The following is a 15366-nucleotide window of genomic DNA, read 5'->3' as shown; positions in this document are numbered from 1 at the left end:
CAGAAGAGGGGTAATGCCCATCCCGCCATGGCGGCGGGATGGCAAGGCGGCTTACTGCACCAGGGTCAGCACGTCGACATCGATTTCCGGGCTTTCCATGAAATCTTTTTCCACTTCACCGCGGATTTCCACCCGGGTCTTGGCATCGATCTTGCGGTTCATGAAGACCTTGTCGTCGATGTCCACGCGGATTTCCGCCGTACCATCGGAGAAGGTGTATTTCTCGTTGCCCACTTTGCGCAGCAAATGGCCGCGCAGCACGACGGCCTGGTCGTCGACGGGATTTTTCAGGATGGCCGCCACATTGCTGGGCGCGGCCGGGCCGGTCGTCGGTCCCACGTATTGGGCTTGCGCGCCACCGGCCAGCAAGGCGCAGGCGGCGGCCAGGGAAACGATGAGTTTGCGGTGCAGTGACATGGTATTCCTTTGATAGTGACTGGAGGCTCAGAAAAAGACGGCGGTGCGGGGAATGATAGCACCGGCATTACCGTAGGGCATGTTCGCCCGGACGCTGCCCGTGCTGGCCACGCCATCGTCGAGTTTGCTGTCGATCTGCTCCGCGTAGCTCTCCGGCAGGTTGTCGAAGCGGATGCCGTTGCCGGCGCGGCCGCCCACTTCATCGTTGTACAGGTAGACGGCGCCGCCCTGGGCGCTGGTCATGAATTGCGAAGTGCCGTTGAACGAGCCGGTAATGAAGCCGCCCAGCGCCAGGTGCTGCGGCGCCAGGGTGAATTCGCGCGGCTGGCCATCGCCGATCTGGCCGTCGCCATTGCCATTGCCGGCCGAATTGGGCACGTGCACGGTGCCCTGGATATCGTCGCCGGGCAGGGCGCGGAACTTGTCCTGGTAGGCGTTGACGGCGGCCGTCAGCGCATTCGATTGCTGGATGATGTTTTTCACCTTGGCGCTGTCGATCAAGCCTTGCCCCTTGAGCACGCCACCGAGCAGCAAGCCGATGATGACCAGGACGATGGCGATTTCTACGAGCGTAAAGCCGTGCTGGCGGCGTGGGGGCATGGGGTTTCCTTGAAAAAAAAGTACGACAGCTTGAGATGGCAGTTTACTGCAATTGATGCCGGATGCGCATGGCCTTTCGGACAGCGGCTCATGGCGCCGCCCTTGCTTTCTTCTTGGCAAGCTCGTCGAGCCGGCGCGCGAGGAACGCCAGTTCGTGCGGGTCGCTGATCTGGCCGCTGGTGATCAGGCCGCCGATCACCAGGCGGGCGCTGTCGAGCTGGTCCATGTCTTCCAGGATGAACGCTTCCATTTCGCGCACCCACGCCGGCACATGCGGTCCTGTCGCCTGCTGGCGCAGCGCGCGCGCATAGCCGAGCGCCAGCGGCAAATCGTGAAACTGGTGTTTTGCCACCAGCACCGCCTGCGCCATGGCGGGCCAGCGGCGCTGCGGGTCGGCCGCAAAGCTGGCGGCGACAAAGTTGAGCATGCGCCGCGCGCGTTGCGGGTCGGCTACGCCGGCATACACTTCGCTGGCGGCCACCAGCGCATACCGGCTGCGCGGATCGAGCGTTTGCGCCGTCTCCAGCCAGCCGGCCAGGCGGTCATAGTCGAGTTCGCGCCACGGCAGGCTGACGCCGGCCTGGTCTTCGAACGACTGCAGGTACAGCAGCATGGCCTTAGCCATGGCCAGCGGCTCGCCCAGGCTGGCCAGGCGCGCCACGCCAGCCGGCGGCGCGGCGGGCAGCGGACGCGCCTGGGCGGGAGCATGCTGCTGCGCTAGGCGCCAGCCCAGCTGCAGCAGCAGGCATGCCGCCAGCAGCCAGCACAGGGGGCGCGGCACCTTGGACCAGGGACGCTGGGTGGTCGCCGCCATCAGATGTTCCTGCGGTAAAAGTCGCACAGTGCGCAGCTGGCCAGCAAGGCCACATAAATGCAGGTTTGCGCCGCTACATTGGCCAGGGCTTGCCAGTCGCCCGTCGCGTACAGCAGCCACTCCGTGCGTGTAAAGGCGTCGAGGCGGGGCAGCAACAGGGCCAGCACATCGATGGCGCCGGTCATGGCGCGCTGCGGCCAGGAGTCGCCCGCTTGCGGGCCGTGGGCCAGCAGTTGCAGGCTGCCCAGCATGCGCGCCAGCAGATAGAAGCCGCCGGTGGCGGCCAGCGCAGGCAGGGCCTGCTGCAGGCTGGCCGCGCACAGCAGGCTGAAGGCGGCGACGATCCACAGTTCGCCCAGCAGCGACAGCGCCCACAGCGCGCATTGCGCGGGTGCGGCGAACAGCGCCATCAACAGGCCGAAGAGTATGGCGGGCACGGCCGCCAGCGCTCCGTAGCCCAGCAGCTTGCCCAGCAGGTAGGCGGCGCGCGGCATGGGTAGCGCGAGCAGCAATTCCAGGCCCCGGTCGGCCGCTTCGCGCGCCATGCTGGTAATAATGAAAGTGGCCAGCAGGAAAATGCTGGCAAGGCGCAGGGTGGCCGCCAGCAAGGCCGCCTGCACGGCGCCGCTTTCCGTCAGCGCCAGTTGCTGCAGGAAGCCAGCCAGGGCGGCGGCGCCGCAGGCGGCCAGCAGGAACAGCCACGGCAGGCGGCTGCGCAGCGCTTCGAGCAGCGTGTAGCGGGCGATGGTGAGGGCGGGCAAGAGCATCGGCATCAGCGGGGCAGCCTTTGCGCCGCCACCATGCGGTTGAACAGGATGTTCGGCGACACCCAGGCGACGAGATCGTCGAACTCGCCGCCCGGCTGCTGCGGGCCGCTGGCGGCGCGGCTGATGAAGGTGGTGGCGTTCGATGCATTGTTGCGCTCGTCGACATTGTTGCCGAAAGGCATAGCCTGGCGCTGGCCCTGCACGCCCGTGGCGCCAAAACCGTTCTTGCCATGCGACATGATCATGGCTGGGATGTCGTTCAAGGCCGTCGCCTGCAGCAGGGCGCCGCCATTGCGCGTGACGATGCTGATGTCGCGCGGCGTGGACAGGCTGAAAAGCTGGCCGCTGTCGCTGAAGGCCGGCGTCACGCTGTAGCGGAACAGATGGTTCCAGCTGTCGCCCTGGCGCAGCCCCAGGGTGGCCCATGGCAGGAACCCGGCGCGTTTTTCGCCCGTGCAGCGCGTGCCGCGTCGGTCTTCCAGGCCACTCATGGCGGAGGCGGCGGGGCACGGCAGGTAGCCGTAGCGCAGTGCGTAGCCCGTCAGCGCTTCCTTCGCCTCATTCAGTGCCAGTTGCGTCTCGGCCACCTTGCGCTGCTCCAGCTGTACCGTCAATGGCGTGACCAGGCCGCCTATCATCAAACCCACGATGACGAGCACGATGGCGATCTCGATCAGGGAAAAGCCGCTTTGGCGGCGCGCATGGAAGACGCTCATGGCAGGTTGCGCGCGGCGCGCATGCGTTGGTACAGGGCGGGCAAGGTAATCCAGGTCAGCATGTCGTCGAAGGCGCCGCCGGGCAGCGCGGCATTGCCGGTGGCGGGGCGGGCAATGAAACTGCGGCTGGCGCTGTCGTTGGCCGCTTCGTCGATATTGCCGTGCGCCGTATTGATCTGCGTCACGCCGCTGGCGGACGTGCCGTGATGCTCCTTGCCTTGCGAGAACAGCACGACGGGCAGGCATTGGGCGCTGACGTCGCATTGTGCCTGGCCCGCCACGAAGGCGAATTCGCCGCGCGCGCCGCGTTCGAGCACGACCCTGTTGGCGACAGCGGAAAACGAGACGATGGGCGCGCGCGCCATTTCCGGCGTGACGCTGTAGCGCAGCAGCTTGCCCCAGGCATCAACACCGTCCACGCCCAGCGCGACCCACGGCAAAAAGCCGCTGCATGCGGCATCGTCGGCACAGTCGGCTGCCCGTTCGCGCCCGTCGAGGGCGGAGGCGGCCGGACGTGGCAGCCGGCCTTGCGTGGCGGCAAAACCCAGCAAGGCTTCGCGTGCTTGCGCCAGGGTGGCCAGGGTGCGCTCCTGGCGTTCGGCCTCGCCCGTGCCGCGGCCGAAGGCGCTGATCAGCAGGCTGGCCGCGCCCAGGCCCAGCACGGCCACCAGCAGCAACAGGGCGGCGCCGCGCTGGCGATGAGGTTGGCGATGAGCTTGGCGTGGCGTCATGGCGGCGTCTCCTGCACCTCGGTGACCGCGCCGCTGGCCGGATCGTAGCGCTGGCCGGGTTTGAGCAGCACCACCTGGCCGTTCGACAGGCGCAGGGTCAATGTGCCGGGCTTGCCGACGGCAAGGCGATTGTGCGGTTCGTTCTGCACTTCCTGGTTCAGCCAGACGGTGGAGTGGCCGCTGCTGCGCTGCACCACGCCATTCAATTCCACGGGCGGGGCGGGCGGTGGCGGCGGTGGTGGCGGCGCCGCAGCCAGGGCGGGATCGGATGGCGGCGGCCCGTAGCGCTGCGCGTCGAGCTGGGTGCGTTGCTCGGGCGACAGGAACAGACGCCCCAGCTGCTGTGCCTGTGCATCGACAGTGAGTGCGGCGCCGGCCAGCAGCGCGCCAAGGATCAGGGTGCGCTTCATGGCCGCTCCGGCACGGGCACGCTGTTGACGGTCAGCCACAGCAGCTCGCATTCGGCGCCCAGGGCGGGCGCTGCCTGGCTGCCGGCCGCTCCGTGGCGCTTGAGCGTGCAATCCTGTACGGCGAAATAGCCGGCCTGGCGCAAATCGTCAAACAGGTTCAGCAAATCCATCTCATGCAGCAAATCCATCTGCAGGCGCATGCGGCTGCCGTGCAAATGATATTGCCCCATCTCCATGGGCAGCGGCACCTTCAGCGCTTGCTGCGGACTGATGTCATAGCTGATCGGCAGCAGTTTGCGCTGTTCCTGGCTGCGCCGGATGGCATCGATCCAGGCCAGGCGGTTTTCTTCGCCGATCAGGCCGCGCTGGCGCAGGGCCAGGAATTGCGGTTCGTAGGCGCGGATTTCCTGCTTTTCCGCTTCCACGTGGTTGAACAGGGTCGCCGCCGCCGCGCGCGTGTGCTGGGCCAGGTACAGCCGTTGCGCTTCGCGCGTGCGGTAGGCGGCGCTCAGGCTGAGCAGCACTACGCTGGCCAGCAAGGTCAGGGCAAAGCACAGCAGGGCGCGGCGCACCAGGCGCAGTTCGCCCAGCCACGCGGGCAGGGTGCGCGTGGGCGTGGCAGCGCGCTGCATGCCGGGCAGGGGCGGTTGCTTGACGGGGCCGCTCATGGCTGCCACTCCAGCAAGAGGGTAAACCGGGCCTGGCTGTCCGGCGCCGGCGCGGCGCTCTTGCCGGACAGGGCCGCGCTGGGACGCAGGTCGAGCGGCGTTTCCTCGATCGTCACCTGCATGCGCGGCTGGCGCGCCAGGGTTTGCGCGAAGGCCGTGATGGCGGCCAGCGCGGCGCGGTAGTCATTGTTCGGCATGGCCACGTCCGCTTCCAGGCGCAGCGCCTGCGGCGGCGCGACCGGAATGCCGGCCATGGCGCTGCCGGGCGGCGAACTCGCGGCCTGCTGCTGCGGTGGCTGGCCGCCGGCCGCGCGCGCGGGCGCCCCGCCCGCATGCCAGTGCAGCTGGCCGAGCGCAACCTGCGGCGCCTGGTCCAGCGCGGCGCTCAGCATGCCCAGCAGGCGGCCCGGTTCCGGCGCCTGGCTGGCGATCATCTGGCCCAGGGTCACGGCCACTTTCATGTTCTGCGTCTTGGCCGGCGCCGGCGGCTGCGTCGACATGACGCTGCGGTAGCGTTCCTGGTAGGACGCCGTTTCCTGCGCCAGGCGCTGCGTGCCGGCCCCGTCGGCTATGCCGCCAAGCAGATTGATCACGCACCACAGGGCTGCTGACGCGCCGATCAGCGCGCTGGCGCCATACAGCGTCTTGCGCGCGCGCTGGAAGTGGTAGTAGCGGGCCAGCGCGCCGGGCGGATAGTGGCTGGATGGCGGATGCTTGCCCAGCAAGGTCAGCAGCAATTCGTCGGCCAGCGTCGGCGTCTGGCGCAAGCCGACCCGCCCGGCGGCCAGTTGCAGGTCGATGAAGTGGTAAGCCACTTCCACGCCGTTGTCGCACAATAATTCGAGCTTGGCGATCTGCGCGGCCGGCGCCAGGATGACGGTATTCAAGACGTCGCCGCGCGCCAGCATGCGTGTGCTGGTGAGAAATTGCCGCGTTTTTTCCGTTTCCAGCGCGATATTCACGGCCACGCCGTCGAGCGCGATGGTGGCCGTCTGGCGCGAAAAGCGCAGCTGGCCTTTTTCATAATAACTTTGCCGCAAGCCGCCCGACTGCTGCGTCACCAGCAGCAGGTGTTCGTGCGCGATCGACAGTTTTTTTACCAGCGCGATACTGAGCAGGCTGGTCGAATAGATGCCGGCCACGGGCACGCGCAAGTGCTCGAGCGCCTCCGTCCACGGCTGCAGCAAGCTTGGGTTGGTCAGGGCGAAAAACAGTACCTGGTCATCGTGGCGGCCCGTGCTTTCGCGGCCCAGCAGGGTGCTGCCCCGGTAGGGCGTGTCACGGTGCAATTGCTGCTTGCGCCGCTCGAGCAGGGCACGGCCCGCCTTGCCACGCACGTGGGGCAGCAGATGGCGCTGGAAATCTTCCTCGATCAAGTCCGTCAGCAGGTAGGCGGGCACGTCTTGCCGCTGTGCCTGCGGATCTTCCAGCCACGCGGCGAAACCGTCCAGCCCGGCCGCGCTGGCAGGGAAGGCCTGGCCCGGGCCCAGCACGCCGTGGTTCCAGTCGTAGGCGTACAGGGTGTCGCTGGTGATGTAAAGTAATTGTTTGCGGAACACGGCGGCCTCAGGTCTCGAATCTCAAGTTTTGATCGTGCTGATGGTGTCGTAGATCGGCCCCAGCACCGACAGCATGATCCAGCCCAGCAGCAAGCCCAGGATGACCGTCATGGCCGGCTCGATCATGGCTTGCACTTTTTCAATCAATTCCTTCACCTCGCGGTTGTAAAAGTAGCTGACATTGCGCAAGGCCGTGTCCAGCGAACCCGTTGCCTCGCCCACCTTCAGCATGCGGATCACCAGCGGCGGGAAGATGCCCGTGTGCTGGAAGGCGGCGGTCACGCCGTAACCCTCGCCGATCAGCTGTGCGGCGCGGCGCAGGCCGGCCGCTACCACCTGGTTGCCGGCGATGCCTTCGGACAGGCGGATGCATTCGAGTATCGTGATGCCGGAGGCATACATCAGGGCAAAAAACGTGGCGAAGCGGGCCAGGATGATCTTGTGCAGCACGGGGCCGACCAGCCACAGCCGTAGTTTCAAGCCATCCCACGCATAACGGGCCGCCTCGCTGCGGCGGATGAGCGCGCGCAGGCCGAAAAACAGCAGCACGGGCAAGGCCAGCAGCAGATACCAGTAATCGATGAACACATTCGAGACAAAGATCAGCACGCGCGTATGCAGCGGCAGCTCGCCGCCCATGTTGCGGATGAATGCCGTCAGCTGGGGCACCAGATAGATCATCAGGAAAAACGTCACGGCCGCCACGACGATGGCCACGATGACGGGGTACATGACGATCTTGCGCGTCTGTGAGGCCAGCTCGTCCTGCCATTTCAGGCTTTCCGACAGGTTCTTGAACACGTCGGCGATCCTGCCGCTCTGTTCGCCCGCCAGGATCAGGCTGGTGAATGTGGCGTCGAAGATGTCGCCATGCTGGGCCAGTGCGCCCGACAGGGGCAAGCCGCCCTCGATGCTTTCGATCAGGTCCGTGACGACTTCGCGCAGGCGCGGGTGGTCCGTGCTTTCGCGCAAGTCGTTCAAGCCTTCCAGGATGGGCACGCCCGCGCCCGTCAATTGCTCCATGTGGAAGCAGAAATTGATCAGGTCGCGGCGGTGGATGATCCGCTTGCCCAGCAACACCAGGTACTGGCCCGTGATCTTGCAGTCGATCAAGTCGAGCTGCATGCGGTGCAGGCGCGCTTCCAGGTCCGGCACGTTGGCCGCCTCCATGCTGCCGGGAATCAATGCGCCGCTGGCATCCATGGCGCGGTAGACATATTGCGCCATCAGGCCAGCCTTTCCGTCAGGTCGACCACGCGGCCCACTTCTTCCAGTGTGGTGACGCCTTCGAGTACGCGGCGCATGCCGTCGTCGACGATGCCCTTGAAGCCGGCCGCGCGCGCCGCGTTCTTCAGTTCGCGGCTGCTGGCGCGGCGCGCCGTCAACTCATCGAGTTCGGCCGTCATCTTGAGGATTTCCATGATCGCCAGGCGGCCCTTGTAGCCCTGATGCGCGCAGCGCTCGCAGCCCACGGCGCGGCAGATGGAGACGGGCGCCTCATCCGTGGCCAGGCCCAGCAGGCGGCGCTCGACGTCGTCGGCAATGACGGTTTCCTTGCAATGCGGACACAAACGCCGCACCAGGCGTTGCGCCACGATGCCGATGATGTTGCCGGCCATGATGTCGGGCAGGATGCCGATGTCGAGCAGGCGCGCGACGGAACCGATGGCCGAGCTCGTATGAAGGGTGGAATACACCTGGTGGCCCGTCATGGCGGCCGCAAACGCCATTTCCGCCGTTTCGCGGTCGCGGATCTCGCCCACCAGGATGATGTCCGGGTCTTGCCGCATCATCGAGCGGATGCCATCGGCAAAGCCCAGCTTGACGGATTCATTGACGGAGGTCTGGCGTATCATGTTCATCGGATACTCGACCGGGTCCTCCAGGGTCATGATGTTGACGCTTTCCGTATTGATATGGTTGAGTATCGAATACAGGGTGGTGGTCTTGCCGCTGCCCGTGGGGCCCGTCACGAGGATCACGCCGTCGGGGCGCGCAATCATGAGTTTCAACAAGTTCAGTTCCGCGTCGGCCAGGCCCAGGGCATCCAGCGGGACGATGCCTTTTTGCCGGTCCAGCACGCGCAGCACGACGTTTTCGCCATGCGTGGTGGGCTGCGCCGAGGCGCGGAAGTCGATTTGCCGCCCGGAAAACTTGATGCTGATGCGGCCATCCTGCGGCGCGCGCGCCTCGGCGATATTCATGTTCGACATCACCTTCAGGCGCACGGCCATGGCCGGCCAGTACGATTTGTGCAGGCTGCGGATTTGCCGCAGGATGCCGTCGATGCGGTAGCGGATGCGCAGGAACGACTGTTCCGGCTCGAAATGGATGTCCGAGGCGCCGTTCTGCACGGCATCGGCCAGCAGCGCATCGATCAGGCGCACCATGGGCTGGCTGTACTCGTCCGATGGCGACGCCATGCTTTGATAGCTGACTTCGCCCGTTTCGATTTCGTGCAGGATGCCGTCGATCGACAGCTCGAAACCATAGTACTGGTCGATGGCGCGCGAAATGTCCGATTCGTTGACGAGCACGGTGGAAATCGTGATGCCCTTGACCAGCATGGCGCTGATCTGGTCGAGCGCCACGATGTTGCTCGTGTCGGCCATGGCCAGGATCAGGTTGTCCGCCTGCCGTTCATACACGATGGGAAACACGCGGTAGCGCTTGGCCACGTCTTTCGGGATCAGCTTCAGGGCAATGGCGTCGACCACCAGGCTGGACAGATCCGCGCTGACCTGTTTCAGGTTTTCGCTGAGGGCCTCGCGCACGGTGGCTTCCGTCACAAAACCCAGGGTGATCAGCAGCTTGCCCAGCGGTTCGCTGCTGCGCCGCTGCTCGATCAGGGCGATGCGCAGCTGGTCTTCGCTGATCACGCCTTTCTGGATCAGCAGCTTGCCGAGGGGAAGTTTTGCCTGTTCTGCCATGTGATGCTTATTCCTGACGGGGTGTGATGATGGCCGGCTCGGCCGCTGCCGCGGGGGACGCCAGTTCGCGCAAACGCGTTTGCACGACGGCCTGGTCGAAGGCGGCGGGCGTCGTTTGCGCCAGGGTCAGGGCGCGCTGGTAATACGTGGCGGCCAGCCGGGGCTGGTTCAGCCGGTCCAGGCCCACGGCCAGGTTGAACGCATAGTCGGGATTGCCTGGCGCGGCGCCGTAGGCGCGGAAAAATTGCTGTTGCGCTTCGTTCCAGCGGCGCTGCTTGGCGTACACATTGCCTAATGCAAACAGCACGGGGGCGCTGTCGGGGCTGCGCGCCAGGATGGCTTTCAATTTTGCCTCGCTGAGCGCCACGTCGCCCTGGCGCAGCCCGATCAGGCCGGCCAGCGCCTCGCCATCGTCGGGATTGATTTCCAGCAAACGCACGTACAGCGCCGCCGCCTGCGCGCCCTGGTGCTCGCGCAAGGCCACGGCAGCCAGGCCCAGCAGCGCGTCGCGGTTGGTGGCATCCTGCCGCAACACGGTTTCATATTGCTGACGAGCAGAACCCAGCTGGCCCCCGTTGAAGGCTTGGTAGGCTTGCTGCACACCGGGGTTGATTTGCGGCGCGGCGACACTGCGCTGCACCTGGATCTGGCTATTGTCGGGCGCCGCCACGGGCGGCAGGCTGGGCGGTGCGGGCGGTGCCATCTGCGCCAGCTGCGCCGCCACGGCGGCCTGGGCCGCCGCCTGTATCATCGCCTGCTGCTCCGCAGCACCTGTTTGCTGGCGCGTGTCGCGCGGATAGTCGGGCGGCAGTGCGGCGGGCGTCATGGCGTCGGGCGGTGCGGCACCCGTTGCCGGCACCACCAGCACGGGACCGGCAACGCCGGTTGTGCCCGGAGCGTCCGTCAGCGGCATGGGCACACCGGGCAGGTTGGCGCCCGCGCCGGGGCTGGTGCTGGCGCGCCAGTACCAATATCCCATGGAACCTGCCACCACCAGCAATATCGCCAGCAGCACGGCCAGGCGCACGGTGGCCGGATCGACGCTGATGGGCCCCGTGGGGCCTTTCGGCGGCGGATTGCTGCGGCTGGCGCGTGGCCTGGCCTGCGGCGGTTCGGGGCGAGGGGGCTGCTGCGAACTTGGCTGCGCGCCTTGCTGCGCAGCTGGCTGTGGATCTGGCTGGGCTGCATTTTGCGCCGCCTGCGGCGCGGGCGCGTCCGCCAGCGGTTCCAGGCGCAAGGTGCTTGGCGGTTGCACGGGCGCTGGCGCTGGTGCGGGACGGGGCGGCAGGGCGTCGGCCGGCGCCAGTTCCAGTACCTGGTCGTAGGCTTCGGACGGCTTTTCCAGCTCCTCGTCGGAAAGGCTGTTCTGTTTGGCGCGCTCGGCCTTCTTGAGCGCCTGCATCAGCAAACTCATGGGAAGTCTCCCTGCAGGCGCGCCTGCGGCCGGACGGCCGGCGCCGGCGGGCCATCCGTGTATGGCTGGCTGTTGAGCGGCGCCTGGCTGGGCAGCAGGTAGCGGTAGTCGCGGTAATCGCCCTCGACGCTGGCATCCTTGACCACGACGGGGCGCATGAAGATCACCAGCTCCGTCTTGCTGCTTGCCTCATTGCGATAGGTAAATAGATTGCCCACGATTGGCAGGCTGGACAGGCCAGGCACGCCATCCTTGGCGTTGTCGACGGAATCCTGCATCAGACCGCCCATCACGGCAATCTGGCCATTGCCCACTTTCATGATCGATTCCAGCTCGCGCGCCTGGATCACGGGCACGCGGCTGATCACGCTGGCGAGGGCCGGATTCGGGTCCTGGACGTAGCCCACGATGCGCGTGATGGTCGGGCGCACGTTCAGGGTGACTTCATCGCTGTCGGAAATCTGCGGCGTGACGCTCATGACGAAGCCGACGGGCACCGTTTCCAGTTTCGACTCATAGGTGGCCGGCGTGGTGATGGTGCCTGTCGAGCTGATCACGGCAGGCGTCACCTTGATGGTAAAGAAGACATTGTTGTCGACCACTTTCAGCATGGCCGTTTGATTGTTCAGCACGCTGATCTTTGGACTGGACAGCACTTTCACCTTGCCGAACGATTCGAGCAGCTGGATGGTGGTGGAAAAACTGTCTTTCAGATAATTGAGCAGGAAAATGCCGGGCGTGGCGTTCGGCGTGACGCCGCTGGACAGGGCCGCCGTGCCCACTTGTCCCTGGCGCAGCTGCAGGCTGCCCGTCAGGCGCGCCCAGTTGATGCCTTGCTGGTATTCATTGCTCAGGCGCACTTCAATGATGGTTGCCTCGATCAGCACTTGCCGCTTGGCGCTGTGTAACACGGCGTCGAGGAATTCCGCGATCTTTTCATGCTGGCGCCCCGTGGCCCGCACGGCGATCAAGCCGCCTTCCGCATTTACGACGACGGACGAGGGGCTGCCCTTGTTGGCCAGTTTTAACAGCGGCATGCCGTTCGCGTCCAGCGGCTGGCCAGGCGTGGCGTTCTGGCTGGCCCCCTGCTGGCCCGGCGCAGATTGACCTCCATTCGGATTGCCATTCTGGTTGCCATACTGCATCGGCGGCTGGGCGCCGTACTGGCCAGTCGCACCGGCGGCAGGGACGTTGCCGGCCTGGTTCTGCTGCTGTCCTTGCTGCCCCTGCTGGCCGGGCATGGTCGTCAATTGCTGGTTCAGCTGCGCCAGCGGGTCCACCTGCACATCGTTGAGCGTGGTTTCGCGCAGCAGGTCGCGGATATTCTTTTCCAGGCTGTACCAGAAATTATTTTCCGAACGATTCACGACCAGGGTGGTCGAATTGTTATTGCCGCTGCCGCCACTGCCCTGCGTGTTGCCAACGGGGTTGCTGGCATTGTTCGACCCGCCGCCTGCCGTGGAAATTTGCGTGGCGATATTCACGCTGCTGTTGGTGCTGCGCGCCATGTTGACGTAATCGACCTTGTAATTGCGCCATACGGGCGCGTCGGGCAACACCGTCAGGTTCTTGCCATCGATTTCGTAGCGCATGTCGACTTGCTTGCCGATGCGCGCCAGCAATTGCGGCAAGGTCTGGTTCAGCGCGTTGAGCGTCACGCTGCCTTCGATCTGCGGGTGGATGTCGACATTCATGCCCGCGTCGCGCGCGAGTGCAAACAGCAGCGATTGCACGGGCACCTTGTGCACGGTGACGCTGTAGGTTTCCATTTTGGGCGCTGGCAGTGGCGCGGCCAGTGCGCTGCTTTGCTGCACAGGTTCGGGAATGACGCCGGCCGGGAGGGGCGCGGCATTGATGTGGACAGGCGACAGCGGCGTTTGATGCGTGGCGCAGCCGGACAGCATGGTGCTGCAGGCGAGGGCGACCCAGGAGGCCAGCACAGGAATAGGGTGTTGATTCATGAAAAGTTCGCCCTTGAAGTCGTGTTGTGCTTTTGTAATTTTACCCAGCATGATCGCCTAAAAGCAATCGCTGTGCGTGCCCGGGAGGCAATATACCGAAATAAAGTCAGGGGGCGCCACGCCTTGTTTGTGGCGGCGTTGCGGCTTTCATTTCCGTGCGGATACTATCTATGTCGCTCAGCAATATTTTCTGCGGCGACGTGGGCGCCAGCCTGGCCCACACGGCTTCGGCGCTGGCCCGGTCGGCGAAGCTGCCGTAGACGATGACCAGGCGCGCGGCGGCGTTTGAGGGGGCTGCGTCAGACAGGCGAAACACGTGCAGGTCGTGCAGGCCGATGGCTTGCTGCGCCTGCTGCAGGAAGCTTTCCGCCGCGGCCTTTTCGGTGGCGGGCAGGCTGGCAATTTGCAGCACCAGTTGCTGCGGCCTTTGCTTTGCCAGCCAGTCGCGCGATTCGGCCAGCTTGCTGTCGAGCAGCGTGGGCTGCAATGGCGGCGGCGTGCGCGCAACGGTTGCCTGGAGCGCGCTTGCGGCTGCGTCGGCGGGCGCGGTGCGGCGCATCTGACCCTGGTTGCTCGTCAGCCATTGCCACAGCAGAGCAAAGGCCAGCAGCAGCATCAGCGCGCTCAAGACGCCCGCCAGCAGCTTGCCCGCATGCCAGGGCGGACGGTGGAAGGGGCTGTCGGCAATGGCCAGGCGCACGTGGCGCGCGCTGATGTCCTGCGCATCGTCCGCAAACGCGGCCAGCAAGGACTTGTCGGCCAGGATATTGACCCTGCGCACGATGCCCTGCGCGGCGCGCGCCAGCTGGCGCAACGCGGCTGGCGTGAAGAGCAGCGGCGCCGTGCGGCCGGCGGCGGCCAGGCGGCATGCCAGATAGTCGTCCAGCAAGGACTTCGGCAGGCGCGGCACGGTGAAACTGTGGGTGATGCGCTCCTTCAATTGGCGGTATTGGGGCAAGTCCAGCGTCTGCTGCAATTCCGGCTGGCCAAACAGGACGATCTGCAGCAGCTTGTGGCTGGCCGTTTCCAAATTCGTCAGCAGGCGCAGCGCTTCCAGGGTGGCGCCGGGCATGGCTTGCGCTTCCTCTGCCAGCAGCACCACCTGGCGTCCCGCCGCATGCCGGGCGATCAGCTCGCCGTGCAGGGCGTGCAGCACGGCATCGGCGCGGCATCCGTCCAGCGCCAGGCCAAGTTCGGCGGCGATGGCGTGCAGGACGTCATCCGGTTCCAGGCGGGGATTGAGCAGATACAGCACGTCAACCTGGGGCGGCAGGCGTTCGGCCAGCATGCGGCACAGCATGGTCTTGCCGCTGCCCACTTCGCCCGTCAGCTTGATGATGCCTTCGCCTTGCGTGACGGCATACAGCAGCGCATCGAGCAGTTCGCCCCGGGTATTGCCCGCATAAAAGAAGGCCGGGTCCGGCGTGATGCCGAACGGCGCCGTGCGCAAGCCGAAATGGCGCAGATACATGCCGTGCGGGGAGGGGGCGTAAGGCCGTCCGGGCGGCGCGGAGAGCGGGGCGTTCATGCCGCGATGCAATTGAGGAAAGCCTGTTCTAGGCTGGCATCGGTCGCGCCGCCATGGCGCGCGCGGCATTCGGCTGGCGTGCCCGTAAATACGATGCGGCCCGCATGCAGGATGGCCATGCGGTCGCACAATTCTTCCACATCGGCCAGCGCATGCGAGGTGAGCAGCGCGCCGCGGCCCTGCGCGCGCGCTTGTCGCAGCACTTGCTTGAACTGTGCGCGCGCCTTCGGATCGAGTCCGCTCATCGGTTCGTCCAGCACCAGTTGCGGCTTGCCCGACAGCAAGCAGGCGGCCAGCCCCAGTTTCTGTATCATGCCTTTTGAATAGTCGCGCGCGGGGCGCAGCAAGGCGTCCGGCGCCAGGTCCAGCGCGTCCAGGGCTTGCTGCTCGGCGTGCGCATCGGGGCGCACATTATGCAGGCGCGCCAGGTAGCGCAGGAAGTCGCCGCCCGTCAGGTAATACGGCGCCTGGAAACGTTCCGGCAGAAAACACAGGGGCTGGCGCGCCGCGCCGTGGCGGTGCGCCTGGCCGAAAATGGCGATCTCGCCCCGCTCCGGCATGCAAAAGTCGAGCAGGCATTTCAGCAGGGAAGTCTTGCCCGCGCCATTCACGCCGACCAGGCCGAACAGTTCCCCCGCGCGCACCTGCAGATCGACGCCGCGCAGCACGGCGCTGCCCGCCAGCTGCAGATGCACGTTGTGGAACTCGATGGCGTAGGCGTTCATAGGGGTAATAGTCGGCAGCAAGACGGGGAATGACCCCCATTATTGGCATGAGCGCAGGTGGGCGGCAAGTGTTTCCTTGCAGAGTGTTGAAATGCGCAAAAATCAAATGATGGAATATATTTTCTT

The 15366-nt window shown here is 65.7% G+C and carries 15 protein-coding genes; all 15 read right to left on the bottom strand.

What is annotated here, in order from left to right:
* Positions 1 to 51: 51 nt before the first annotated feature.
* Positions 52 to 417: a YgiW/YdeI family stress tolerance OB fold protein gene (locus tag O3297_RS10385; protein WP_092605499.1), complete on the bottom strand. Its 366-nt coding sequence runs from the start codon at positions 415 to 417 to the stop codon at positions 52 to 54.
* A 27-nt stretch (positions 418 to 444) separates the two neighbouring features.
* Positions 445 to 1017 (bottom strand): prepilin-type N-terminal cleavage/methylation domain-containing protein, encoded by a 573-nt coding sequence (locus O3297_RS10380; protein WP_034781076.1) that lies wholly within the window; start codon positions 1015 to 1017, stop codon positions 445 to 447.
* An 88-nt stretch (positions 1018 to 1105) separates the two neighbouring features.
* A complete protein-coding gene (locus O3297_RS10375; RefSeq protein WP_305048618.1) occupies positions 1106 to 1831 on the bottom strand; it encodes a hypothetical protein in 726 nt (241 codons plus the stop codon).
* Positions 1831 to 2604 carry an ABC transporter permease gene (locus tag O3297_RS10370; RefSeq protein ID WP_070281978.1) on the bottom strand — a complete coding sequence of 258 codons (774 nt, stop codon included), beginning with the start codon at positions 2602 to 2604 and terminating at the stop codon, positions 1831 to 1833. Before O3297_RS10370 ends, O3297_RS10375 begins: the two co-directional genes overlap by 1 nt.
* Positions 2604 to 3314, bottom strand: coding sequence for a prepilin-type N-terminal cleavage/methylation domain-containing protein (locus O3297_RS10365; protein ID WP_305048617.1), 711 nt, complete (start codon positions 3312 to 3314; stop codon positions 2604 to 2606). The genes O3297_RS10370 and O3297_RS10365 overlap by 1 nt, the downstream gene beginning before the upstream one ends.
* Positions 3311 to 4045, bottom strand: a complete 735-nt coding sequence (locus O3297_RS10360) for a hypothetical protein (protein WP_305048616.1) — start codon at positions 4043 to 4045, stop codon at positions 3311 to 3313. Before O3297_RS10360 ends, O3297_RS10365 begins: the two co-directional genes overlap by 4 nt.
* The gene (locus tag O3297_RS10355; protein WP_305048615.1) at positions 4042 to 4455 is read right to left on the bottom strand and encodes a hypothetical protein; all 414 of its coding nucleotides are present in this window, start codon (positions 4453 to 4455) and stop codon (positions 4042 to 4044) included. Before O3297_RS10355 ends, O3297_RS10360 begins: the two co-directional genes overlap by 4 nt.
* On the bottom strand, positions 4452 to 5123 hold the full coding sequence (locus tag O3297_RS10350) for a hypothetical protein (RefSeq protein WP_257219182.1): 672 nt from the start codon (positions 5121 to 5123) through the stop codon (positions 4452 to 4454). Before O3297_RS10350 ends, O3297_RS10355 begins: the two co-directional genes overlap by 4 nt.
* Positions 5120 to 6682 (bottom strand): hypothetical protein, encoded by a 1563-nt coding sequence (locus O3297_RS10345; RefSeq protein WP_070281980.1) that lies wholly within the window; start codon positions 6680 to 6682, stop codon positions 5120 to 5122. Before O3297_RS10345 ends, O3297_RS10350 begins: the two co-directional genes overlap by 4 nt.
* Positions 6683 to 6703: 21 nt before the next feature.
* Positions 6704 to 7909: a type II secretion system F family protein gene (locus tag O3297_RS10340; protein ID WP_070256783.1), complete on the bottom strand. Its 1206-nt coding sequence runs from the start codon at positions 7907 to 7909 to the stop codon at positions 6704 to 6706.
* On the bottom strand, positions 7909 to 9612 hold the full coding sequence (locus O3297_RS10335) for a GspE/PulE family protein (RefSeq protein WP_034781094.1): 1704 nt from the start codon (positions 9610 to 9612) through the stop codon (positions 7909 to 7911). The genes O3297_RS10340 and O3297_RS10335 overlap by 1 nt, the downstream gene beginning before the upstream one ends.
* Before the next feature lie 7 nt (positions 9613 to 9619).
* Positions 9620 to 11026, bottom strand: coding sequence for a tetratricopeptide repeat protein (locus O3297_RS10330; RefSeq protein WP_305048614.1), 1407 nt, complete (start codon positions 11024 to 11026; stop codon positions 9620 to 9622).
* The gene (gene mshL / locus O3297_RS10325) at positions 11023 to 12987 is read right to left on the bottom strand and encodes a pilus (MSHA type) biogenesis protein MshL (protein WP_305048613.1); all 1965 of its coding nucleotides are present in this window, start codon (positions 12985 to 12987) and stop codon (positions 11023 to 11025) included. The genes O3297_RS10330 and mshL overlap by 4 nt, the downstream gene beginning before the upstream one ends.
* 106 nt (positions 12988 to 13093) lie before the next feature.
* Positions 13094 to 14515: an ExeA family protein gene (locus O3297_RS10320; protein WP_305048612.1), complete on the bottom strand. Its 1422-nt coding sequence runs from the start codon at positions 14513 to 14515 to the stop codon at positions 13094 to 13096.
* Positions 14512 to 15240: an ABC transporter ATP-binding protein gene (locus tag O3297_RS10315; RefSeq protein ID WP_305048611.1), complete on the bottom strand. Its 729-nt coding sequence runs from the start codon at positions 15238 to 15240 to the stop codon at positions 14512 to 14514. The genes O3297_RS10320 and O3297_RS10315 overlap by 4 nt, the downstream gene beginning before the upstream one ends.
* Between the last annotated feature and the right edge of the window lie 126 nt (positions 15241 to 15366).

This window comes from Janthinobacterium sp. SUN128 (assembly GCF_030587275.1).
In the GTDB taxonomy this organism is placed as follows: Bacteria; Pseudomonadota; Gammaproteobacteria; order Burkholderiales; family Burkholderiaceae_D; genus Janthinobacterium; species Janthinobacterium lividum.
The sequence above is the reverse complement of the archived record's forward strand: the minus strand, read 5'-3'. Positions and strand labels throughout refer to the sequence as shown.